Source organism: Bradyrhizobium sp. 197, assembly GCF_023073375.1.
GTDB lineage: Bacteria > Pseudomonadota > Alphaproteobacteria > Rhizobiales > Xanthobacteraceae > Bradyrhizobium.
In genome coordinates this window covers 130,583-153,587 of the sequence record NZ_JADPJJ010000144.1, presented here as the reverse complement: position 1 = coordinate 153,587, position 23,005 = coordinate 130,583, and the positions used below count along the sequence as shown (strand labels likewise).

The window sequence follows — 23,005 nt, the reverse complement described above, 5'->3', positions numbered from 1 at the left end:
GAAAGTGCCGGCATCAACCGGTGCCGAGTCAGTTGAGAACGAGACGCATTAACTGGTTCTGCGACGAGATGTTGAGCCTGGCGTAAGCCCGCTTCTTGTAGGTCAGGACGGTGTTCAGCCCGACACCGAGTTCGAGCGCTATCCCCTCCGATGTGACGCCGCGGATAATGGCGGCACAAACGTCGGCCTCGCGTGAAGTCAGGGTGGGAGCGACCGCCGTGAGACGTTCGCGATAGTATGCGTGCGAATTCGGGCGGCTCGCCGCTTGCTGATCGGCATGACGACGCACCAGCGCGAGCATCAAGGGAGCCTTGTCTCCGATGCTATGTATTTCGTCCTCGGTGAAATCGTTTCCTTTGGGCCGGTAGAGGTTGATGCGAAGTGTGCGGCCGTCTCTGGTGTCAGACAGACTAATGCGATCGTGCAGCCTTACTGCGGTGTAGCAGTGATGACGGTATTCCGAATGGATGACCTCGGACGCGCTCGTCTTCAGAATCCAGCTCCCTTGATTTCCCGCTTCGCGCAATTGGCGGTTAGCGAGGTCGTACTGGTAGTATTCACGGCAGTACCGTACGGCGACGTCCTGCGACACTTTTGCCGGCCCCGCGTTTTCGGCGAAAATTGTCCGTGGCTTCATATCGGCATCAAAGACGAAGGCCGCCATGTGCTCAGGCATCGCCCAAGCGGCGGCTACTCGGAAGAGCGAAGCTGGAAAAGCGGACGTGCCGAGATCCTCGATGAGGCTCGTCAGGGCCGGAATGTCACCGGTGCCGGGCGCCGGCCGGATGAGGCGATGGGCTCGCATACAAGCTCCTTGTTTTCCTCGACCTTGCGATATTGTTTGCTCTGTTATAAAGGTATGCGATCTTGTATGCAATATTGCCTACGAAACGAGGCGCGGCCCGGTTATGTATGCTATCGAGCCTTCCACACGTCTGACCAGCGTGTTCGAGACCCTGCGCCGTGAGATTGTCGCTGGAGAGCTTCGCCCGAACTCACCTCTGATCGAGCTCGATTTGGCCCAACGTTTTGAGGTGAGCCGGACACCAGTGCGCGAGAGCCTCCAGCGGCTCGCCACCGCCGGACTGGTTGTCCCCCGCAAACGCGGTTGGGCGGTTCGCGAATTCACGACGGAGGAGATCCGACAAAATGCGGAAGTTCGGATGGCTCTCGAAGGTTACGCGGCCGGTCTCGCCGCGACCCGCGCGTCGGCAGCACAGATTGCGGAGCTAAAGGCCATCCACGACCGGAGGCTCGCGCTTCACTCGAGCGATGAGGAGATGCGGGTAAGGACCAATCGCGAATTTCACGACGCGATTATGGCCGCCTCAGGAAACGGCAGGTTGACCAACGCAATCTATCACTCGGGCCAGTTCTATTTCAACGCGCCGATCGCACGGGCGGCGACGGGTGATGAATTGGCGCTGGGCAATGCGGATCATGAGCTCATCTTATCGGCGATCTCTCAACGCAGCGCCGAAGCCGCGGAACGAGCGATGCGGGCTCATATTAAGCGAACGTTCGCCGTCTTCTGGCGGCTGACCGGCAAGGATGTCGCCGGTCCTCCAGATGTTGCGTGAGGGAGAATCCCTCGTTGCGGCGGGCGATTCAGGTTCATCTGAACATTTGCCGTGCACGCCACGCTCTTCGCCGCGGACAGGTAGCTCCTAGCCGGGGAATGAGTGCATCGTCAATGGTCGTGATCAGGCCGGAAGCAGCTCGGCGAGCAGCGTTATGCTGACGACGCGCATAACTCTATCTCGCAGCCCAACTGCCTCAACAGCGGCTGGTGCAACCAATCGACTTACGGTTTCTGTGCTACAGCTTGGCTCAACCTCCCAAATTGATCAATCGTTTTTCCCGATAAATCTATCGGCTGCCCTGATCGTCTCCTGTCTGTGTAGTCGCTAATAAGGTAAAGGGTGTTAGCGTCCAAAATTTGGAATGAGGAAGATGATGGCGAAGCTGACGCCGCCGCGGGCACGTGCAGGCCGCAAAACGGACCGTCAAGAGCCTCGGGAGAAGTTGCTCAAGGCAGCCATCGAACTGTTCTCCAGGCATGGATACGAGCCGGTATCCACCGGGCAGATCGCGGCGGCTGCAGGCCTTACGCAATCGATGGTTCACTACCACTTCGGCAAAAAGTCCAAGATATGGAAGGCCGCCATTGAGCGCCTCATGTATGAGCGCGGCCTCGTTTTCCCCATCGGCCGCCTTGATCTTCAGGATCTCGATCCGCTTTCGCGTCTTAAGGTCATGATCAGGAAATTCCTCGCAGCTAATGCCGCAGATCCCAATCTCAATCGCATTCTAATGCACGAGGGCATGGTACGCAGCGCCCGGATGCGCTGGCTGGCTCGTCGATATATGATCGCTGGTTACAGACTTTTTGACCAAGCGATCGAAGAAGCCGTCGAGGCGGGCGTGATACGCTCACTTCCGATAATGAACGTAACGAACATCATCGTTTCCGCTTGTACAATGACTTCTAGCCTGAGCGTCTTGATGGATGAGGTTTACGAGGTAGACATAACACGTGAGGACTATCTCTCGTCATTCAGTGACTCGCTCGTAGAGGTACTCTTTAAAGGTCTCGAAGCGAAACGGCCGGAACTTGAAGATAGATGCCGCTGACCACGGCTTCGGTGAACTCGACCCAAGCACTGGCTTGATCTGTTATCTCCCGTTCAGAACCCATTTGAGAAGTGCATGGTTCGAAGCTTTCAAACTTGCCGGTTTGACCGTTCTAATACCGTAGCACGCGGCCCACGGCGATCTCTGCCTCGACTTGCTTGAGCTCCCATACGGTCGCACTGACCGTCCTTTCCGCAAAACTGTCGGGGCCAGTGCCGCTCAATTGTGCCGGCTGGCCGCGTCGGACATGAACTGTTCGATCGACCGGATATACAAATAGGTCTATTGACAAATAATAGAGCGCGGCTATTTTCCGCTTGTTGAGGCTGGCAGAAAGATCGAGCCCAAGTTTTTCGCGTCTGAAGCCAGGGAAAAGCAAACAGGGAACGGCAAATGTTCAAAGGTCGGAACGCGAAATATTGGAATGAATTCAAAGTCGGCGAAGTAATCGAAACCGCTGGTCGGACCATTGAGAGCGGGGACGTCAACTTGTTCGCGGGGTTGTCCGGCGACTTCAATCCTGCCCACATCAACGAAGTCCACGCCAAGAAGACGCAGTTTGGCACGCGCATCGCGCACGGGCTTCTCACGCTCGCAGTTACCTCTGGTCAGATGAATGGCACGGGTCTGTTTGAGGGAACAACGATCGGCTTTCTCGGCATGGACAAGGTTCGCTTCTCCAATCCAGTAAGATTTGGAGACACCGTATTGACCACGGCCAAGATCACCGAAGTTCGGCCAAGCGCCAAGAAGAACGATCGGGGTGTGGTTTCCATGACCATCACGGTCCAAAACCAAAAGGGCGAAACAGTGCTGACTTACGACCAGGCACTGCTCATGTCTGGTGCGGTCTAGGCCAGTACTGTCCGCAACGGCCGCGGCGCTGGGATGATCGAGCAAGGATCGGCCGGCGACCTCCGGCCGGTGCCGACACAAGATCGACAGCTGATTTCCATCATGCCGGTGAAAACAATGTCCCAGCCCGAAAAGAAAGCTGCGTTCGACACCTCTGTGAAAGCGTTGGCCGCTATCGCCGAGTCTCACCCCAACAAGGACGCCTTCGCGTTTCCCGCCGAAGCAATCTCTTTCCGGGATCTGAACGACAAATCCACTGCCTTGGCCAAGGCGCTGCTGGATCTCGGCTTCAAGCCTAAAGAGAATATCGCGCTACTTGCTCAGAATTCGATCCATTGGCTGATTGTCCAGTTGGCGGTCGCCAAAGCTGGAATGGTGCTGGTCCCACTGAATACCTATTACAAGGTCGAAGATCTGACTTACGCCTTGTCGCATTCGCAGGCTCGCGCGATCTTTTTCACTTCCGCGTTCAGAACGAACAGATATCTCGAATTGGTTCGAGAGGCGACCAAGCAAAGCAAGAACAATCCGACCAAGATCATTATTGGCGGACGCGCCGAGCAATGTCTGTCCATTGACGATCTGATCGCACAGGGAGCTACCTCAAGTACGGCTCTTCCATCTGTAGAAGGCACTGACAACGCCGCGATCATATACACCTCAGGTACCACGGGCTTCCCGAAGGGAGCGATGCTGACGCATGAGGGCGTTATGGCTAATGGTCGGAGCATTTTCTTGAGGCTGAAAATAGGCTTTGATGACCGTATAACTTCCATTGTTCCGATGTTCCACGCGGCATCCTTCTGCGTCGGGATCTCTGGATGCCTAACGGTTGGTGCGACATTCCTTGGCATAGAAGCGTTCGACCCTGTTGAAATGTTCGAGATCATCCAACGTCATCGCGCCACCGTTCACATCGCTGTTCCTACTTCATTGCGGATGATGCTTGAGCACCCGCGCCGGAGAGAGTTCGATCTATCGTCGCTCAGAGTTGGCACCTGCGGAGGAGCGGATGTCGAGCCTGACATGCTGCGCCGATGCGAAGCCGAATTCCCGATTCCGTCCATGGTTCAGGGGTATGGGCTGACCGAGTCCTCGGGGCTCGCCTGTTGTCCCGAGGCCGACGATCCGAGCCGTTTCGAAGCCGCAGGTCTGCCCTTGCCGGGATACAGCATTCGGGTTGCAGACCCGGAGAACGGTGCAATCCTGGGACATGACGCGATAGGGGAAGTTCAGATCAAGAGTCATCTGATCATGCGTGGCTACTTCGCAAACGACGAGGAAACGCGAAAGACAATTGACGCGGACGGATGGCTAAAAACGGGCGATCTTGGGCAAATCCGCCCCGACGGAAAGTTGGTGCTGGCCGGCGGACGCTTGAAGGATATGATCATTCGTGGTGGCGAAAACATCTACCCCGCGGAAGTCGAGCGAATTCTCTTTTTACATCCGGCAGTAACCGAAGTTGCAGTGTTCGGAGTCAAGGACGAGCACTTCGGCGAAATAGTCGCTGCCGCGGTTAAGTGCGCAAACGTCACTGCAGCCGAGCTTTCCGATCACTGCGCGAGTCGAATCGCGAAATACAAAATTCCAACCAGGTACTTCCGAACCGAAGTCTTTCCGCTCACGCCAAGCGGAAAGATCCGAAAGGTCGCATTGAAAGAAATGGCGACCGACGGGAAGCTCGACGTCCTGGCATGATGTTTGGTTGAACCGCTCCGCAACGAGCGTCCGCGGGGCGTCCCTTAAGTACTACCTGATCTGGCGGCGTTAGGCTCCGGCATTCGAAGCCCCGTAGGGCAGGCCTCTGCAAGAACGCGACGGAAGAACCAACCAGCATAAAAAGCTTACCCGGGAGGTCCAGAAATGTCCGAAAGGAAAAGCGCGAAGCGATTGGATGTGATCGTTATTGGCGCCGGCTTCGCAGGCTTGTACGCGCTGCATAGGCTCCGGAAAGATGGATATTCCGTGCGCGTTCTAGAGGCCGGCAAATCGATTGGGGGTACCTGGTATTGGAACCGGTATCCCGGCGCGCGCTGCGACATCGAAAGCATGCAATATTCATACTCCTTCTCGGACGAAATCCAGCGCGAATGGAAGTGGTCGCAGCTGTACGCGCCTCAACCGGAGATTCTAAGCTATATCAACTTCGTTGCTGACAAACTTGACCTTCGTCGCGATATTCAACTTGAAACCCGTGTGGTCGCCGCCACTTTCGACGAGCAGTCCCGGACATGGACAGTCCGCACCGAAGCGGGTGAGGCGTTCGAGGCTCCATTTTGTGTGATGGCGACCGGTTGTTTGTCGGTTCCGATCGTTCCCTCGTTCCCTGGAATCGATAATTTCGAGGGCGAAGTCTATCGCACGTCGGATTGGCCCCACGAAGGCGTTCAGCTCAAAGGCAAACGGGTTGCGCTGATCGGGACGGGCTCGTCAGGGATACAGGTGACGCCGGTGTTGGCCGAGCAAGCCGAGCATCTCTACGTGTTTCAGCGCACGCCGAACTACTCCATCCCTGCACTGAATCGGCCGATGGACGACGAGTACGAGCAGGCGTGGAAGCAAAACTATCCTGAGCGGCGGAAAGCAGCTTTGGCCACTCGCATCAACACGCTGAGCGACTTTGGTACTGTCCCGGGCAGTTCGGTCAGTTACGAGGAGCGTGAACGCGAGTTCGAGCGCCGCTGGACCAAAGTCGGCGGCTTCGGATTCGTACATGGTTATACCGACGTAATGACCGATCCGGTCGTGAATGCTCACGCCTCCGCATTCGTCAAGAAAAAGATCGCGGCATTGGTTCCTGATCCGGAAGTGGCGAAGAAACTCATGCCGAGCGACTACGGCATCGGAGGCAAGCGCATCTGCGTCGACACCGCGTATTTCGAGACGTTCAATCGAAACAACGTCACATTGATCGACGTCAAGAGCGATCCGATTAGATCGTTCAATCCGAACGGCCTGTCTACGCAATCTCGATCGTTCGAGCTGGATACGGTGATTCTCGCAATCGGATTTGATGCGATTACTGGCGCGTTGCTCAAGATCGATATCACCGGTCGCGACGGTTTGAAGCTGCGAGACCGCTGGGCCGAGGGACCAAAAAACTATATTGGAATGGCAGTCTCCGGCTTTCCGAATATGTTTATGGTTACGGGACCCGGGAGTCCGTCGGTCTTTACAAACATGGTGGCGTCAATCGAGCAGCACGTCGATTGGATCGCCGACTGCATTGCGCATCTCGGGCGCAAGGGTGTGTCGTCCATCGAGGCGCTGCCCGACGCGGAAGACAAATGGGTGTCACACGTCAATGAGGTGGCAAGCGCCACTCTCATGCCGAAGGGCAACTCCTGGTATGTGGGCGCAAACATACCTGGGAAACCGCGAGTTTTTATGCCCTATCTTGGGGGAGCACACGTCTACAAGAAAATTATCGAGGATGTGGCCAGCAAAGACTATGAGGGATTTGGGTTGGCATGAACCAGCTGGGGCTTCCACCCAATTAATTGGGAACGTATTGCTTCATTCGCGTGCGGCGCGGTGAATTGTCTCGAAGGGTTTCGTGTCGCGGCGTCGCCGGGGCTGTCCGATGCGGAGATGACTTATTTTCCGGATCTGCTGCTTCGTGATCGCGCACAGGAAGTGATTGCACTACTCGATGCTTAATCGGCGGCCGATGACCAGTTCGTCCTATGAAGGATCGAGAAAAGCCGAAACAGTCGCAGCCAAAATCAGTGGACACTCATCCATCGGATAGTGACCTGATTCCGGCAAAAGGGTGAGCCGCGCATTTGAAAGTCGTTTGAGCCACGTTTCTCGAATGAACTGCTCTGGAACGCCGAAGTCGTGCCCGCCGGCCACGACAAGCGTCTCGTTGGTCAGTTTAGCCGCCTCTTGATCGAAGTCGTCCAGCGCCCAGGATTCCAGATAGTCCGCAAATGCGCGCGCAGTGCTGGTTTTCGTCGAAAGGGTTGCAACACCCCTCGACCAGTAAGATGGCAGCCTGCCGCCCGTTGATGTATGGACGATCGCTTGTCGGGCGTCGAGCTGCTCGGCAGCGGAGCGAAAGAATCCCAGAGTGTCTGCGTCTAGAGGTGCTTTTCCGGCCCACACAGGCGTGATTGCGCAGATGCGTTGGACGCGGTTCGCTGCGAGCGTCGCGGTCCGAAGCGCTGCCTTACCCCCCATCGAATGACCGACGATCGAAAATTGAGGCCAGCCGAGGCTGTCACCGACTGCGATCGCGTCCGCAGCGACGGTTGCGAGGTCGAAAGGACCCGCAGAGTCCTTGGCGCTGCCGTACCCTCTAAAATCAAGGAATGCAAAGCTAAAGCGATCCGGATCAATACCCTGAAGCATGGGCTTGAAACATTGTGCGTCTCCGAACCATCCATGAAGAAAGACAGCGCGATGAGGTCCGTTGCCGTAGGTGATACAGTTCACGTTCGGTGTTCCTTCCAAGTCCGCCTGCGGCAGCATTATGAGGAGGTTGACCTACACCAGCGAAGTCTGGAGCGCGCCGGCATTGCGCTTTTCACTTCGAGAAATAAGAACCGACCAGCGGCTCTGCACGCCTATTTGACCCACGAGGGCATCTACTTGACCCGCTAGGGCATCGAAACTAGTTTAGACGAACGGTAGCATCCCGGTCCTTACGAGGGCGGCATAACAACTTTACCGACAGGGAGGTTCGTCATGAGTTCGAAGGAGCCTAGCCGCGTCCTGCGCCTGCATGGCTTGATGCCAAACGTCATGTCGTCTGTTTTTGTCGAGATCGATATTATCAACGCGTCTGGGGTCGTCGGCCGCTATTCCATCTCCGAACTCGAGGGCATGCGCGTCGTTCGCGGAACGACCCAAGGTGGGCGGTATCAAGTGCTTCGAAGCGCTCAGCACATTCGAGAGACATCTTCGCATGCGGTCTTTGTATGCTTGCCACTTGTTGGCGAACTGATTATTCAACAGCGCGGGCGGCGATCCGGAATCTCGAGCGGCGACATCGGCCTACTCGATTCACGCGACGAGTACACGATCGACATTTCCGATGGTTCCGATGTTCTATGGTTAAGTTTCTCGCCGACTCAAGTCGAGGCAAGATTAAGGGGCCTGTCGGACAACGTCGGGCGGCGAATAGATGGGTCCAGCGGAGTTGGACTTGTTGCCTCAAAGTTTTTGCAATCCATTGAGGCCGAAGTTGAAAACTTAGCCAATTCTCGCTCCGCCCAAATTAATATGGCGGCGATCGACCTCATTTCGGCGGCGACTTCAGATCGGGAGGCGTCACATTCATTCCCCCGGGTCAAGGCAAGTAGGAAAACGTGGGAGCGGGCGTGCGACTATATCGAACGGCATCTTGACGATGAGAATCTATCACCGGCCAAGATCGCTAACGCGATCGGAATTAGCACCCGCTATTTGAGCGAGTTGTTTGCCTCTGAAGGACAATCTCCGATGGGGTGGGTGATGCATCGCCGCTTGGAGCAGTGCCGGATGGCGCTAAGGCGTCAGCCGTGGATGCCTGGCATTGTCACCAGCATCGCCTTTCAATACGGCTTCAGCAATATTCCGAGCTTCAACAGGGCCTTTCGCGAAGCGTTCGGACGATCGCCACGCGACGTCATGCCGCGAAACACGCAACAACCCACGGCTGACCCGCAATATCCCAACTAGCGGAAGATCCAGCGACGGCAGATTGCGTCGTACCTCTACTACGGCTGATTACAGGGCGCTCCTGTCTGGCTGAATGGCTTGCCAAAATCCGACGCACCGTCCTTCCGCCAAGCATTTCATTGGATCCGAATGGCTGATGCAGTCGCGGTGCTATGCTCGCGTACTCCGCTCACTGTGGACGCTCAGATCCTGCCAGTCGATCATTCGATGCGGCTTCTTGACCCTGGTGGCCCTTGATGGATTGTCGGGGCCGCAACAGTGCCCTGCAGGCAAAGCCGTTTCGCCTCCGATGTTAAGCAGCACGCACGTTTTCCGGTTAGCATGAGCCCCCAAATGGGTCTGTTCCATTGTTTAAAGCCTAACGAGACGGGGCTCTCCTCATGATATCACGCATTCGACGCTTTTTTGGGGCCGGACAATGATCGACCGTATCGACCATTTCGTGATCACCGTCCAGTCGCTCGAAAAGACGTGTGCCTTCTACGAGCGCGTTCTCGGGTTTAAGCGCATCGATTCTGCGGGCCCCACAGCCATGACGTTCGGAAAGCAGAAGATCAACGTTCATGAAGTCGGCCGCACCTTCGATCCGAAGGCATTGGCACCAACGTCGGGCGCCGCCGATTTCTGTCTCATCACCCGGATGCCGGTAGAAGAGATGCGCGCCCATCTCGAAAGCTGCGGCGTCCCGATCGAGCTCGGACCGATTGAGCGCGACGGTGCCGAGGGCAAGATGATCTCGCTCTACTTTCGGGATCCCGACAGCAACCTCGTAGAAGTCAGTCGATACCTCGATCTGAATTGAGGTGTAGCACGGAGGCGTGACCGGCTGGATCGCTCCGGCCATGCGTCGTCCGCCTCTACGCCGCCACAGGCTACGGACATCTTAGCCGAGTGCGACTGTCTACAGAACGCGATCCTCGACCATCGAGCCGGCGATCGCAGATAGCGTCGCCATCTTTCGTGCTATTGGCCACGTAGAACTGTCGTCAGATTGAACGGTTTGCGCATCCGGCACGCCGTTTTTTCGGAAGCGCTTTCATTACATTCCGATGGCCATAGTAATGCGGTGCGCGAGAGTTTCGCGATTGCGCGCTCGGCGCGGTCAGAACGCTTGGACTCTGGGGGCCATTGCATCATGCGATTCATCGACCAGGGCCACGACCGATGCATTGTCGGCGCTCGCGACAGTGCTCTGCAGGCAAAGCCGTTTCGCCTTCGATGTCAAGCAGCACGCGCGTTTGCGGTCTAACTATCAGACTCCAGATTGGGTCCGCAGCGGGCGTCGAGCAAGCGGGCATTCCGTCGGCGGAGGAGGCCAATATGACCGTGCAAGAATTGAAAACACTTCAGGCCGCGGGTCCGCAGCGAGGTCTATCCCACGGAGTCGCGTTGCAACACCATATTCAGCGCGGAGCGGACTTGCCAACGCTTCTTATGACCACCGCCCACACGACAGGCGATCTTTCGGTGCTTCGCAACGGATGGCGTCCCGTCGATGTGCTCGGCGTGGCCCAGTGTAAGGTTTCCGACGAAGAGAAAATCCTTATTCGCGAGGAGTGCTATCGGCGCCTGGCCGATCATAGCAAGCGCGGTGGGCAGCCTCCCGCCCGACCAACGTATGATCTTCTCCGCGGCATTGGCGAGTGGTTTCTCGGCAGCTCCATCGAACCTCTGATTCCGTTACTCGCGGAGGAACTGATCTTCGATGGGTATGATCTGCGTCAGCCGCAATGGAACAAGGAAATCATCGCGCCAGATCGTCCGTTTCATGTCGCTATTATCGGCGCCGGCGAGAGCGGCATCATCGCGGCAATCAGGCTCAAGCAAGCCGGAATACCCTTCACGATCTATGAGAAGAACGGTGACGTGGGCGGCACCTGGCTTGAAAATCACTATCCGGGCTGCAGGGTTGACATAAACAGCTTCGTGTACAGCTACGCCTCGGCACCGCGCGTCTGGCGGGACTATTTCGGTCTACGCAATGAAACCTTGTCGTACCTCCAGCAAGTCGCGAACGACAACGGTCTTTACGAGCATGTCAAATTCGGGGCAGAGATCCAGGAGGCGGTCTGGAGCGACAAGGAGCAAGTGTGGAACTTGACGGTCAATTCTGCCGGCAAGACCGAAACGGTGTCGCCAAACATGATCGTCTTCGCGGTTGGTCAGCTCAACCGCCCGAAATTGCCGGAGATCCCCGGTATCGATAGTTTCAAGGGTGAGTCATTTCATTCGGCGCAATGGAATCATAACCTCAATCTTCAAGGTAAGCGGGTCGGAGTCATCGGCACCGGCGCCAGTGCGTGTCAGTTCATTCCTCAGATCGCGAGTGTCGCCGCGAAGGTTACGGTGTTCGCACGAACTGCGACCTGGTTGTTGCCGACGCCGAATCTACACGAGCCGGTGGAGGGAAGTGAGCGTTGGCTGTTCGAGAACCTTCCTGGCTACGCACAATGGTATCGCGGAAGTCTGCTCATTTTGCAGACGCCCGGAATCTTGGAGCACGTCGTCGTTGATCCGAACTATGCAGCCAGCGAGCAAGCGGTATCCGAGAGTAATAACTTCGTTCGGCAGGAACTCCAGCAATGGCTCGAAGCCCAGATTGCGGAGCGCCCAGATTTGCGCGAAGCCATTATTCCGAACTCTCCGGTTGGATCGAAGCGCATCCTTCGCGACAACGGAACATGGGCAAGAACACTGATGCGCGACAATGTCGATGTGATTAGGGAGAAGATCTCCGAGATTACGGTTGGTGGGATCGGGTGTGCAGACGGAAACAGTCACGAGTTCGATGTAATTGTCTACGGTACGGGCTTTCAGGCCTCCAAGTTTCTCTTCCCAATTAAGGTTCGTGGGGCCAACGGATGTTCGCTTCAGGATGCCTGGAAGAACGGTGCTCGCGCCTATCTCGGCATGACGATCCCGCAATTCCCGAACATGTTCTGTATGTATGGCCCGAATACGAATCTGGTGGTGCATGGCGCAAGCATTGTGATGTTTTCCGAGCTGACGGCGAAATACATCGTCGATGCCGTGCGTGTAATGCTGGAAAAGGACGCTGGCGTGATGGATGTACGCGAAGAAGTATTCAGCGGCTACGACCGACGCTTGGACGAAGCAAACAGGGCCAGAGCCTGGGGATATTCGAAGGTGAACAGCTGGTACAAGGATGCCAATGGACGAGTAGGTCAAAACTACCCGTTCACCGCGACGGAATTCTACCAGCGGACGAATGCGGTCGTTGCCGCCGATTACCGCTTTGGGCCGGTTAGCACCGCGGCCGGGCGATAAGACACGAACGTCACGAACGAGCGAAGCGACCGATCGAAGTTCAGGCGGCGGCTACCCGACTGCAACGGGGCCCGGCCTGCAAGATCATTATGATTGCAAGCGGAGGGCACTATGGCACTTGATCAACACGTGAGCGAGCTGATCGCCTTTCTAAAGCAGGCCGGAGCAAAATCGTTTGAGTTGATGGATCTCCATGAGTTTCGCGGAGCTGTTGGGAGCTCGGTCGGAATGCAAAAGCCGCCGCAAGAAGTTGCCAAGGTGCATTCCGTCGACATCCCCGGCCCTGCCGGAGCACTGCCCGCGCGCATCTACGTGCCGAAGGGGCAGGCACCATTTTCGGTTATAGTCTATTTTCATGGTGGTGGATGGGTCGGCGGAGGACTTGACGTGGTCGATGAGCCATGCCGCGCCTTGGCCAACAAAACAGGTGCGATCGTTGTTGCTTCCAGCTACCGGTTGGCTCCCGAGAACAAGTTTCCATCTGCAGTGGAGGATGCGTATGCGGCTATGAAATGGGTAGGCGATCGCATCGCTTCGTTTGGCGGAAACATCGAAAAGCTTTTCGTTGCGGGCGATAGCGCTGGAGGTAATCTTGCTGCAGCGACAACCCTGATGGCGCGTGATCGGGGTGGTCCGAAGCTGTCCGGTCAGATCCTGCTGTATCCCGTTGTGGACGCAAAAGCAGACTATCCTTCGATGCGTGAGCATGCTGAAGGATACTTCCTGCACACCGCAGCATTGTCTTGGTTCTGGGATCATTACATTTCGGCCGCGACCGACCGAAATAATCCCTATGCGAGTCCGATCGATGGGAACCTTGTAGGCCTTCCACGCACCCTGATCGTCAGCATGGAGTACGATCCCAGCCGCGATGAAAGCGAAGCGTACGGTGCCAAGTTAGCGGCCGCTGGCGTCGACGTTCGCGTCACCAGAATCGATGGCCTCATTCACGGGGCATTTTGGTCGTCTGGCGCCGTTCCTCGTGCGGAAGAGCTCTACGAGGAAATAGCCGGCTTTCTCCGGACGCAGCCTTGATGTCGAGGTCGTTTTCCAAGACTTAGGGGCAGGTGTGGCGAGCGGTGTTGGGTCGAGTTCAGTAGTTGACGGGGGAATCACATGGCAGGCGATCGAATGGGTCGGATCGGCGCGATACTTGCGGGCGTGCCGCTCTGGCGCTCGATATTGTCTCTGTCCGCGCTGCTCGAGGCTCGTCACGCGTGTTGCTCCGCATTCAATGGGTTATTCGCGAGAGTGTTCTGGCCGAGAGCGTCGTCTCCGCAGACAAGCGCTCTTAACCGCGAATAGTGCCATGAACTCGCGGTCGAAGCTTCGATGCTTGTCTATACGAAAGGGATTTGGGATGCGAGACCAGACAACTGAAATCGTCCAAGGTGAGGTGTTTCTGCTGGGCGGCGTCGAGCAGATCGACGAACGGATTAGCTGGTATCCAGCGGACGACCGTGGGAAATTCGTTGCATACAACTCATATCTGTTGAGGAGCGGAAACGACTGTCTCTTGGTGGAATCGGGTGCGGCTGCTCATCATGCGATCATTCGCGAGCAACTGCGGAGCCAGCTGCGTGATGGAGATAGTTTCAAGAGGATCGCGGTTACGCGCAATGAGCCGGAATGCGTGTGCAATATCCCGAACCTGGTTAAAGACTTCGGGATCGAAGCTGTTCATTCGGCGCCGCAGATGAGCGCTTTGCAGTTCTTTCCGAGTGATTCTGCTGAATCTCGCTCCGAGAGCTTCGACAAGCGCAGTACCGAATTGCTGATGCTCGAGTTTGGAGTGCAATGTATTGCCGCGGACGAAGGCGAGAGCATCTCAATTAACGGACAAGTCCGCCTTGAACCGTTTAAAACGCCGCTTCGTGTGCTGCCGTCGCTCTGGCTGCACGATTCACACACCCGTACGCTGTTCTGTTCCGATATTTTTTGTTCATCGGTATCTGAGAGGCCTGAGATCCGCACGAACTCGGACGTCCTCAGCAAGGATGAGATGACAGCTTTGATGCTGCGTGAGCTCGCCATAAAATTCGAGTGGCTCTCTCGGGGACGCTTGGGTGGCATCATTGAAACCCTGGAAGACTATTTTGCAAAGAGGGATATCGAGATTCTGGCGCCTACTCGGGGGCAGGTCATCCTGGGAGCAGACGCCGTGGACTCGCGATTGCGAGCCTTGATCGAGGCAATGAAGATGCTGGATGCACGCGATCTGCCGCTTCATGCGTCGTCTGCGTTGTCGCGCTGATCGTCCAATTTGGATCGAATGTCACGGGAGCAGGCTATGCAGGATGATATGAAATATGTTGGCTTCGGGGCGCGAAAGCTTACGGAAAGCATTCATTTGATGACGGGATGTTTTCACCTGGCGGTTGCCGGAAATGCGTTTCACACGCATCTTTCTGCTTACCTTGTTGTTGGTGAAAGCAGTAGCATGCTCATCGATACAGGGCATCCAAAGGATTTCAAGAAGATCGCCTCATACATCCGGTCTGTTGTGGGCGAGGGTCTAACCTATATTTTTCCGACCCATGAAGAGTATCCGCACTCGGGAAACCTCGGGCTTTTATTGGAATCGTTCCCTCGCGCCACAGTCGTTGGCGAAACACGGAACCTACACCTCTATTTTCCCGACCAGTATAAACGAGAGCGATTTCAGCAGAATAAGACTGGCGATGTCATTGATTTGGGTGGACGTCTCATAACGGTGTTGCCTGCGGTGATCCGGGATCTCAAGGCGTCGTATTGGGCCTACGATGATTGCGATCAGGCGCTGTTTGTCTCTGATGGATTCGCGTTCTCTCACGCCGATCCCAGTGAGTGCGTTCTCTTGAGCGAAGAGCTCTCGCAAAAGCCGACGGTGCGCGACGCGCGTCAGATACTGGACCTGGCACTTTACTGGTCACGATTTGCGGATAACAGCACGGTCGTGTTTGAGCTTAGGCAGATGCTCGATAGGTACTTGACCAAGATGATATGCCCCGCTCATGGCAGTGTCATCACCGATCCGAGCCGTCTGATTCCTGTGATGAACGAGGCGCTGCTCGAACGGCCTTAGCCAGGCCGAAATCAAGTTCAGCCGCTTACGTGAACCGCTACGTCAGGTCTGTTCGATCGCGAACTTGATGAAAATGCGGCCATCCAAAGGAAGTGCGCAAATAGGCGAGGAGGAAGAACGATGCAGACGACAGGTATCGGCGGTGTCTATGTGGTCGTCGAGGACATGGATCGGGCTCAGCGATTCTATGAAAATGCGCTTGGCTTGGTCACGAAATTCCGCGACCGATCTTCCTGGTGCCAGTTCGACACTGGAAACGTGTCGTTTTCGCTTAGTTCGCCCGAGGAAGCCGGTGGGAGAGCCCAAAGCGTCGTAGTTGTCTTCAAGACGGGACAACTGGCGGGCATCCGGCAGCAGGTCGAAGATGCGGGTGGCACTTTCTGCGCTCTGCGCGACATGGGATCCCACGGCACGATCGCAACCTTCACCGACCCCGACGGGAACGATTTCCAGGTTCTCATCCCGAGTGCAAAGTTACGCGACTGACCATTCGATTCCGCGATCCTGGCCAGCTGCATCGCATTCCGATGCCCAGCGAGCACACCGATCGAACTTGTCACAATTTGGAAGGAGTGCGGGTCCTGACAATTACGGCAGGCGGTGACACAGGTCGGCTCGAGCCATGTCTCGATGTTCCGCTCGCAAAGGTGATATCCGCCGAGGGCGAAAGCCGATCCCGGCGCGTAGCTGAAAGAGAGGAGGTCTGCGGGACCACACAAGTCGCTGGTCAGTAGAACGCCAGGGCCTAACGTCTCGAGAACCGCGAATGCGAACCGTGACAAACTAAAAACAGAACGATCAGGGAAGGCAACAGAATGCAGTCGATCGTTACGTCAGGTGTACCGATGGAGGTTCAATGAAGGATGGTGCAGATCCTGTGCCTCAGGCAACCTCGTGTAGGGAGATCCGTCAACGATGAACGACGATAACAGTGATGCGAACATACCGATTCCACTCGGCTTGACAGGCGAGTCGCTCCGTGTGGCCCTTGCCGCCATTGCTTCAGCGATCGGGCCGGAGAAGCTGGACACCGACGACCTGGCGGACGTTCAGGATCCGTTCCAGTTCTCCGGGGCAGCGGTGAATGTGCCATGCGGTGTAGTCAGCCCCACCAGCGTCGAAGACGTTCAGGCGATCATGCGAATCGCAAACGAACACCGCGTGCCCCTCTGGCCGCTCGGGCGGGGCAAGAACAATGGGTATGGCGGCGCCGCTCCGCGGGTTCGGGGCGCGCTGATGTTGTCGTTTCGCAGCATGAACAAGGTGCTCGAGATCAATGAGAAGCTCGGATACGCGATCGTCGAGCCTGGTGTGAGTTGGTTTGACCTCTACGAGGCTATCGAGGCAGGTGGACACAACCTCGCTGCGTCTATAGTCGAGATCGGCTGGGGTGGTGTTGTGTCGAACACGCTCGAACACGGACAGACCTACATGCCCTACAGCATCGACCAAGCGTCGCACTGTGGGTTCGAGGTCGTTCTCCCAAACGGCGACCTCCTGCGCACAGGTTCGGGTGCGATGGAGAACAATCCGACGTGGCCTCTGTACAAGCGCGGCTTCGGACCGACATCCACTGAGCTGTTCATGCAATCGAATTTCGGCGTCGTGACGAAGATGGGTTACTGGCTCATGCCGAAGCCCGAGGTCTACATGCCGCTGTGGCTTCAGGTGTGGGATGACGCGCAGATGCCGGCCGTGGTCGATGCGCTGCGAGAACTGATGCTCGCAGGCACCATCAACATGCGTCCCTCCATGAATAACACGCTCTGCATCGCATCGAAAAACAGCGCCCGAACCGACTGGTATGACGGCGCTGGGCCGGTGCCAGAAGAAATAATCGACAAGATCGCGAAAGCGCTCGACGTCGGTCGATGGATGATGCGCTTCGCGCTTTATGGTGACGAGCCAATCGTTGACTACAACTTCGCGAAGCTGAAGAAGCGCTTCGAGTCCATTCCGAGTGTCAGAGTCACTGGGCAGAAGCACGGTGCCGACGAGTTCGAGTCCCTGCCGAGCGCGGTGGAGCGCGTGATGATCGGCGTGCCAAGTACTGACCTCAACAAGATGTCAGGGTGGTCGGGAGGTGACACTGGCGGGCACGTCGATTTCTCACCGGTTATCCCGCTCACCGGGGAGCACGCCAGGGCCGCTCAAGACCTGTTCACGAAGATGAGCGCAGAAGCGGGATTTGACTATCTCGTCGGAATCGTACCGATCAACGCTCGATCCGCCGCGTCTGTGAACATAATTCCGTTCGACACCACCGATGAGGGGCAGGTGCAGAGAGCCTACGCACACGCCAAACGGATGGTCGTCGTAGCCGGAAAGCGGGGCTATGGCGCTTACCGGGCTCACCTGTCTTTCATGGACCCTGCCGCGGACCAGTTCGGCTTCAATGATCACGCTCAGCGCCGGTTCAACGAAGCGATCAAGAACGCCCTCGATCCCAAGGGCATTATCGCTCCAGGAAAGTCTGGCATCTGGGGGGCCCGCTTTCGTGAGGCAGGCTTCCCGCAACCAGAGTGAACGGGGAGGGCTCCCTCCGTACCCTCAACGCCAAGATACGTGGGCGGATTGGCATCGGTTCGATACTGTAGAGAAGGGTTCTGGAATTGCGGCGGTCGTTCTTCGTGAAATGATCGTGGATTGGGAACTGGTCAGCTCCGCGATTGCGTCGGAGCGCAAGCGTAGCGACTAAACCGCTGGCAGTTGGCTAATGAACCAAGGGTTGGCTGCGGGCTGCATTCCTTGAGTAAAACCTCGCTACTGGAGTAGAGCTGTTGGCTACCGCGCAAAGCGACCAAATCGGATCTCATTTTTCGCAGCAGCGGTATTTGTCCTGGTCGTCGCTCAGAGTCCTCTCTTACGTGTGTTCTCGTATTGCAGTGGAAGTGCGATCCATTTGGAATCCTCCCAGCGTCGCTCTTGGCCGGCCCGGTGGAATATATCAAGTTGGCTCGCGTCGCGCCGAAGCAGCGCAGATAGGGGACGATGAAGGGGCAATCCTGCCCCGCCACGTCGACGTAGCTGAGAATGTCGTAGGGAAAGCCGTGCAGCAGGATCGCAACCGGTCCGTCCTTCGGGCCTTCTTTCACATGGGGAATGTTGAGCACGCCGGCATCGACGTGGCGCAACAGCCCCGTCCGCTTTGACGACGGCGCACGCGCTCGCGCCGGGGTGCGCTCCCTTGCGCGAACGCCCGGATCGCACCTCCCGGTAGGGCCGCGCGAAAAAGTAGGCCGCGTTGACAGTCAACGGAAAATGACATCGCTTACGCCTTTATCAGGTCCATAACGGAAGCGGCAAACGCCTCGGGCTCTTCCTGTGGCAGATTATGTCCGGCGCGCGGCACCACGCGATGGACGCGGGAACGCGTAAATCTCGGTGCGCTCCAGCTGCCGTCGGTTGCTGGGCTGACGCCATCGCCGTCCCCATCCAGCGTGATCGACGGCACCGATATCGCAGGCTGTGCCGCCAGTTTGCGCTCGATGTCAGCATATTGCGGATCGCTGTCGGCAAGACCGAAGCGGTGGCGGTAGCTGTGGATCACCACATCGACATAGTCAGGATTATCGTGGGCGATTGCCGTCCGCTCGAAACACGCATCGTCGAATTTCCAGTTCGGCGACCATTGCGTCCATAATATTCTGGCGATGCCGCGCCGGTTGGCGGCAAGGCCGGCCCGGCCGCGCTCGAGCTGGAAGTAATATTGATACCACAGCGGCACCTCGCGATCCGGCCGCGCCGGCACCATCGCTCCGGCGATATCCTGGATCAAATAGCTATTGACGCATACGAGGCCGATGCAGCGCTCCGGCTATAACGCTGCGCCGACGCAGGCAGCGCGGCCGCCCCAGTCGTAGCCCGCGAACACCGCGCGTTGGATCCCGAGCGCGTCCATCAGCGCCATCATGTCGGCGCCCATGGCCGCTTGCTCGCCTGAGCGTGGTGTGGCTTCTTCGCGAAACCGGGTCGGGCCGTAGCCGCGCAGATAGGGAACGACGACGCGGCAGCCCTGTGCGGCGAGGATCGGCGCGACATCGACATAGCTGTGAATGTCGTAAGGGAAGCCATGCATCAACATTACGGCGGGCCCGTCGGCCGGGCCCGCCTCGTAATAGGCAATGTTGAGCGGACCAGCGTCGATGTTACGAAGGGGTTCCAGCCGCTTCGACGAAGATGCACGCGTCGCGGAGGCGTTCTCGGTCAAGGCGAAACTCCAAGGCGAATTGGCTCATTCCACAATACGGGACTGCCTGCCAGACGAAGCAAATCCGGCAGCTCAGCTGTGCGCGATTGTCATCATGACAGATGCGCCGGCCGATCAACGGAACAGCGGTCAAAATCCACGAAGGTTGTCGGGGACGATTTGATCATACCGGCCCGCGCCGATTAGTCAGTCCCATAGACGGGTGACACAGAGCCGACTTTCGAGCCGCGAGCGATGCCGTGATACGGCCATCTGAAATCGCTGTCCAACGCATGGCGTTGTACCATTCTAATAGGCCTCGAACGTCTGATCAGCGCGAACTCGAGGTGTCGCTGCAGACGCGATCTCGGCAGAAGGTTCGGAATGGCAAAAGCGGGCAAACCGGTTTCCTCACCCTGCGTGACGTAGGACCCCACGGCACGGTCGTGGCGTTCGCCGATCCGGATGGGAACGAGTTTCAAATTCTCATTCCGAGCGGAAAGTAGCGCGACTCATCGCGCGAAGCGGCGAACCAGGCGCGGCGTTACGCGCGCATCGTTTGAATTCTGGCATATTCGATGCGCGCGTCCCTCGTATCTGAATGCGATGCGGAAATCCAAATGCGACAAGCAACGGAGTCGCTACCGCATAGGCAATGTCCGCGCAGCGGTATGAGCGACCGGCGCCGGTCGCATTCAGATGTCACATCGGAATGTGACATCTAACTTGCGTGAATTGTGCTTAACCGGGGGCGCTCGCGTCGACTACCGAAAATTGAGATGCCGAGCATTAGAGAGCACGGAACCGTATTAAAGACCGGCGGATGTGAATAGCAAACTGCGGGCGACGTTCTGACCTAGAAGGCATCCTGTGATGAAGTTCGGCATATTCGACCAGAACGATTGCGGCGGCTTGCCGCTGGCTCAGCAATACGAAGAGCGTCTGAAGCTGGCGGAGCTTTACGATGTGAGCGGTTTCTACTGCTATCACATGAGCGAGCACCACGGGACCTCGCTGAGCACGGCGCCCTCTCCGAGCGTGTTGATGTCCGCGCTGACGCAGCGTACGCGAAATCTGCGTTTGTGTCCGCTGGTGTATCTGCTGCCTCTCTACCATCCTGTCCGCCTTGCGGAAGAGATCTGCATGCTGGACCATCTGAGCAAGGGTCGATTCGAGTTCGGGGTTGGCCGCGGTGCTTCGCCCTTTGAGCTCGCAGCGCTCGGGGTCGAGCCCGAGCAGGCGGCGAAGATGTACGCCGAGGCCCTCGCGATCGTAAGAGCGTATTTCAAGTCGGATTCGCTGACGCATGAGGGGGAATTCTGGCAGGTCAAGGACCTCGCCGTCGAGATGAAGCCCTTCCAGCAACCGCATCCCCAGATTTGGTACGCCGTCGGATCGCCGGACTCGGTGGCGTGGCCAGCACAGAATAACTTCAACGTTGTGTGCGGCGGACCGGCGCCGCGTTTGCGGGAAATTTCCGACGCCTACCGTGCCGAATGGAACAAAGCGGATGTTGACGGCCGTCCCGAGCCGCTGATCGGAATCAACCGTTACGTGGTCGTCGCGGATACTGACGACAGAGCTCGCGAGATCGGGCGCAAAGCATGGCCGACATTCTACAGCAGCTTCATGAAGCTGTGGGTGAAGAACAACGCCCAACCGATCAGGATGAAGCTTCCTCCTGATTTCGACAGTCTTGTCGAGAGCGGCCAGGCTGTAGCGGGCTCTCCGACGACCGTGACGTCCGCGCTGGCTGATCAGATTAATCGGGGTGGGTTCAATTACTTCATGGGGAGCTTCGTTTTCGGCAGCATGCCCTTTGCCGATGCCTCTGCCTCGATCCGGCTGTTCTCGAAAGAGGTGATGCCAGCGCTTGAGGCTGTCGAATCGGTGGCGGCTTAAGTCGCCAAGTCTCCTGCTAGAGCCAGGTAAGCTGATGACCTACCAATTCGACCATCGAGAACTTCGCGATGTATTGGGTTCCTTCGTCACGGGGGTGACCGTAGTTACGACGGTAGATGCGACGGGGCGCTATCACGGGCTGACGGTGAATTCGTTCAGCTCGGTTTCTCTTGATCCTCCGTTGGTGCTCTGGAGCCAGTCCAATTCGTCGCCGAGCCACCCGATCTTCTCGAAGAGCGGCCGCTTCGTCATCAATATCTTGGCTGAAGATCAGATCGACCTTTCGAACAGGTTCGCCCGCTCGGGTCCGGACAAGTTCTCGAATCTGGAAATAGAGGTTGGAATCCACGGCCTTCCCATCCTCAAGGACACCAGCGCGTGGTTGGCTTGTAGGTTTGTTTCGGCAATTCCCGGCGGCGATCACACGATATTCCTCGGGGAGGTAGAGCAGATCCGGAGAACGGCCCGGAAGCCGTTGGTGTTTGGTGGCGGCAAATACCTGGTCGCGGATACTCATGACCTGGCTCCGCTACCTGGCGGGAAATCGCCCGACGACGGTCCGTTTCACGCAATGCGTCTTGGCGGCCGCGCTATAGCGCGGTTGGCTGCGGAGTTCGACCATTCGTTTGCTCTCGCCGTCTGGGGTAGCCACGGACCGACTGTGATAAACTGGGCGCCATCACTGACTTCGCCGAGGAAGACCCTGCCTGTCGGACTCGTGCTTCCGGTCACATTGACGGCACCGGGGATCGCGTTTGCCGCACATTTGCCGAAGAGCGTGATCGAACCGTTCGTCGAAGCAGAGCTGGCGTCTTCAGCGATCGAACGTTGGAGCGCGGATTTACATGGTGCACGCGCGCATGGTCTAGCTATCACTATCAACCGCCTCGGCGGCGGAGACTCCGCCCTGAGCGTGCCCGTGCTTGACGCTAGCGGACATGCGGTCCTTACAATCACGGCAATCGGTGACACGGGGCAGTTCGAGCCAAGTCTCGATAGTCCGCTCGCAAAGACGTTATGTGTCGCAGGCCAAAGCCTGTCCCGACGCCTCGGCTACGCCGGTGAAAAAGGGCAAGTTCACGGGACGCCACAAGCGGCTGATCTGTAAGGTGACGGCGAAGGGAAATCCGGAACAGAGACGGACCGCTCACGGCGAGCGCCGAGCGCGCTGAAATGGGCAACCGTCGCAACGACGATTGAACCTGGACGGCCGGCTCGGCGTAAAAATCATTGGAGGACAGACGCTCTATGTGATCAGCGAGGTTCGTCTCCCGACGCGGAGGTACCGATGCGACGATACCGCTTGAATTGCGGCAACGATGTTTTGCGAAACTGTGCGAGCATCTCAACGGCTTTTTTCAACGGCAGTTCGTCATCCTGATGGCCGCGATACCGCTTGCTTCAAG

The 23,005-nt window shown here is 57.2% G+C and carries 18 protein-coding genes and 1 pseudogene; 15 read left to right on the top strand and 4 right to left on the bottom strand.

What is annotated here, in order from left to right; genetic code table 11:
- Window positions 1–28 precede the first annotated feature (28 nt).
- Window positions 29–805 (bottom strand): helix-turn-helix transcriptional regulator, encoded by a 777-nt coding sequence (locus IVB27_RS33870; protein ID WP_247447118.1) that lies wholly within the window; start codon window positions 803–805, stop codon window positions 29–31.
- A gap of 103 nt (window positions 806–908) precedes the next feature.
- Here IVB27_RS33870 and IVB27_RS33865 point away from each other — a divergent pair, with 103 nt between their 5' ends.
- The 5 genes from IVB27_RS33865 (at window position 909) to IVB27_RS33845 (ending at window position 6,966) form a co-directional block, all read left to right on the top strand.
- Complete coding sequence (locus tag IVB27_RS33865) at window positions 909–1,580, top strand: GntR family transcriptional regulator (protein WP_247447117.1); 672 nt, start codon at window positions 909–911, stop codon at window positions 1,578–1,580.
- 373 nt (window positions 1,581–1,953) lie between these two features.
- The gene (locus IVB27_RS33860) at window positions 1,954–2,634 is read left to right on the top strand and encodes a TetR/AcrR family transcriptional regulator (RefSeq protein ID WP_247447116.1); all 681 of its coding nucleotides are present in this window, start codon (window positions 1,954–1,956) and stop codon (window positions 2,632–2,634) included.
- 393 nt (window positions 2,635–3,027) lie between these two features.
- The gene (locus IVB27_RS33855) at window positions 3,028–3,489 is read left to right on the top strand and encodes a MaoC family dehydratase (protein ID WP_247345834.1); all 462 of its coding nucleotides are present in this window, start codon (window positions 3,028–3,030) and stop codon (window positions 3,487–3,489) included.
- Between the two features lie 33 nt (window positions 3,490–3,522).
- Complete coding sequence (locus IVB27_RS33850) at window positions 3,523–5,190, top strand: class I adenylate-forming enzyme family protein (RefSeq protein ID WP_247447115.1); 1,668 nt, start codon at window positions 3,523–3,525, stop codon at window positions 5,188–5,190.
- Between the two features lie 165 nt (window positions 5,191–5,355).
- A complete protein-coding gene (locus IVB27_RS33845; protein ID WP_247447114.1) occupies window positions 5,356–6,966 on the top strand; it encodes a flavin-containing monooxygenase in 1,611 nt (536 codons plus the stop codon).
- 210 nt (window positions 6,967–7,176) lie between these two features.
- Here the strand turns inward: IVB27_RS33845 and IVB27_RS33840 are convergent, their stop codons facing one another.
- Complete coding sequence (locus tag IVB27_RS33840) at window positions 7,177–7,929, bottom strand: alpha/beta fold hydrolase (RefSeq protein ID WP_247447113.1); 753 nt, start codon at window positions 7,927–7,929, stop codon at window positions 7,177–7,179.
- A 252-nt stretch (window positions 7,930–8,181) separates the two neighbouring features.
- Here IVB27_RS33840 and IVB27_RS33835 point away from each other — a divergent pair, with 252 nt between their 5' ends.
- From IVB27_RS33835 to IVB27_RS33800, 8 genes are all read left to right on the top strand, one after another.
- A complete protein-coding gene (locus tag IVB27_RS33835) occupies window positions 8,182–9,156 on the top strand; it encodes a helix-turn-helix domain-containing protein (protein WP_247447112.1) in 975 nt (324 codons plus the stop codon).
- A gap of 418 nt (window positions 9,157–9,574) precedes the next feature.
- A complete protein-coding gene (locus IVB27_RS33830; protein ID WP_247447111.1) occupies window positions 9,575–9,958 on the top strand; it encodes a VOC family protein in 384 nt (127 codons plus the stop codon).
- Window positions 9,959–10,476: 518 nt separating this feature from the next.
- Window positions 10,477–12,444 (top strand): flavin-containing monooxygenase, encoded by a 1,968-nt coding sequence (locus IVB27_RS33825; RefSeq protein WP_247447110.1) that lies wholly within the window; start codon window positions 10,477–10,479, stop codon window positions 12,442–12,444.
- A gap of 111 nt (window positions 12,445–12,555) precedes the next feature.
- Complete coding sequence (gene lipP1, locus IVB27_RS33820) at window positions 12,556–13,479, top strand: LipP1 family hormone-sensitive lipase (RefSeq protein ID WP_247447109.1); 924 nt, start codon at window positions 12,556–12,558, stop codon at window positions 13,477–13,479.
- 325 nt (window positions 13,480–13,804) lie between these two features.
- The gene (locus IVB27_RS33815) at window positions 13,805–14,698 is read left to right on the top strand and encodes a hypothetical protein (protein WP_247447108.1); all 894 of its coding nucleotides are present in this window, start codon (window positions 13,805–13,807) and stop codon (window positions 14,696–14,698) included.
- Between the two features lie 36 nt (window positions 14,699–14,734).
- Window positions 14,735–15,508, top strand: coding sequence for an oxygen-binding di-iron domain-containing protein (locus IVB27_RS33810; protein WP_247447107.1), 774 nt, complete (start codon window positions 14,735–14,737; stop codon window positions 15,506–15,508).
- Window positions 15,509–15,628: 120 nt separating this feature from the next.
- Window positions 15,629–15,994: a VOC family protein gene (locus tag IVB27_RS33805; protein WP_247447106.1), complete on the top strand. Its 366-nt coding sequence runs from the start codon at window positions 15,629–15,631 to the stop codon at window positions 15,992–15,994.
- A gap of 429 nt (window positions 15,995–16,423) precedes the next feature.
- The gene (locus IVB27_RS33800) at window positions 16,424–18,034 is read left to right on the top strand and encodes an FAD-binding oxidoreductase (protein WP_247447105.1); all 1,611 of its coding nucleotides are present in this window, start codon (window positions 16,424–16,426) and stop codon (window positions 18,032–18,034) included.
- 131 nt (window positions 18,035–18,165) lie between these two features.
- Here IVB27_RS33800 and IVB27_RS43855 read toward each other — a convergent pair whose 3' ends face one another.
- Both IVB27_RS43855 and IVB27_RS33790 read right to left on the bottom strand, forming a co-directional pair.
- A complete protein-coding gene (locus IVB27_RS43855) occupies window positions 18,166–18,642 on the bottom strand; it encodes an alpha/beta fold hydrolase (protein ID WP_524536529.1) in 477 nt (158 codons plus the stop codon).
- 137 nt (window positions 18,643–18,779) lie between these two features.
- A pseudogene (locus tag IVB27_RS33790) lies at window positions 18,780–19,673 on the bottom strand (alpha/beta fold hydrolase).
- 897 nt (window positions 19,674–20,570) lie between these two features.
- On the opposite strand from IVB27_RS33790, the gene IVB27_RS33785 reads away from it, so the two are divergent.
- The gene (locus tag IVB27_RS33785) at window positions 20,571–21,599 is read left to right on the top strand and encodes an LLM class flavin-dependent oxidoreductase (protein WP_247447104.1); all 1,029 of its coding nucleotides are present in this window, start codon (window positions 20,571–20,573) and stop codon (window positions 21,597–21,599) included.
- A gap of 34 nt (window positions 21,600–21,633) precedes the next feature.
- Complete coding sequence (locus IVB27_RS33780; RefSeq protein WP_247447103.1) at window positions 21,634–22,707, top strand: flavin reductase; 1,074 nt, start codon at window positions 21,634–21,636, stop codon at window positions 22,705–22,707.
- Window positions 22,708–23,005 lie beyond the last annotated feature (298 nt).

Excerpts from the sequence above, each read along its gene's own strand:
- IVB27_RS33870 (WP_247447118.1), bottom strand. The coding sequence starts at position 805 with ATGCGAGCCCATCGCCTCATCCGGCCGGCGCCCGGCACCGGTGACATT.
- IVB27_RS33865 (WP_247447117.1), top strand. The coding sequence starts at position 909 with ATGTATGCTATCGAGCCTTCCACACGTCTGACCAGCGTGTTCGAGACC.
- IVB27_RS33860 (WP_247447116.1), top strand. The coding sequence starts at position 1,954 with ATGATGGCGAAGCTGACGCCGCCGCGGGCACGTGCAGGCCGCAAAACG.
- IVB27_RS33855 (WP_247345834.1), top strand. The coding sequence starts at position 3,028 with ATGTTCAAAGGTCGGAACGCGAAATATTGGAATGAATTCAAAGTCGGC.
- IVB27_RS33850 (WP_247447115.1), top strand. The coding sequence starts at position 3,523 with ATGATCGAGCAAGGATCGGCCGGCGACCTCCGGCCGGTGCCGACACAA.
- IVB27_RS33845 (WP_247447114.1), top strand. The coding sequence starts at position 5,356 with ATGTCCGAAAGGAAAAGCGCGAAGCGATTGGATGTGATCGTTATTGGC.
- IVB27_RS33835 (WP_247447112.1), top strand. The coding sequence starts at position 8,182 with ATGAGTTCGAAGGAGCCTAGCCGCGTCCTGCGCCTGCATGGCTTGATG.
- IVB27_RS33830 (WP_247447111.1), top strand. The coding sequence starts at position 9,575 with ATGATCGACCGTATCGACCATTTCGTGATCACCGTCCAGTCGCTCGAA.
- IVB27_RS33825 (WP_247447110.1), top strand. The coding sequence starts at position 10,477 with ATGACCGTGCAAGAATTGAAAACACTTCAGGCCGCGGGTCCGCAGCGA.
- lipP1 (WP_247447109.1), top strand. The coding sequence starts at position 12,556 with ATGGCACTTGATCAACACGTGAGCGAGCTGATCGCCTTTCTAAAGCAG.
- IVB27_RS33815 (WP_247447108.1), top strand. The coding sequence starts at position 13,805 with ATGCGAGACCAGACAACTGAAATCGTCCAAGGTGAGGTGTTTCTGCTG.
- IVB27_RS33810 (WP_247447107.1), top strand. The coding sequence starts at position 14,735 with ATGCAGGATGATATGAAATATGTTGGCTTCGGGGCGCGAAAGCTTACG.
- IVB27_RS33805 (WP_247447106.1), top strand. The coding sequence starts at position 15,629 with ATGCAGACGACAGGTATCGGCGGTGTCTATGTGGTCGTCGAGGACATG.
- IVB27_RS33800 (WP_247447105.1), top strand. The coding sequence starts at position 16,424 with ATGAACGACGATAACAGTGATGCGAACATACCGATTCCACTCGGCTTG.
- IVB27_RS33785 (WP_247447104.1), top strand. The coding sequence starts at position 20,571 with ATGAAGTTCGGCATATTCGACCAGAACGATTGCGGCGGCTTGCCGCTG.
- IVB27_RS33780 (WP_247447103.1), top strand. The coding sequence starts at position 21,634 with ATGACCTACCAATTCGACCATCGAGAACTTCGCGATGTATTGGGTTCC.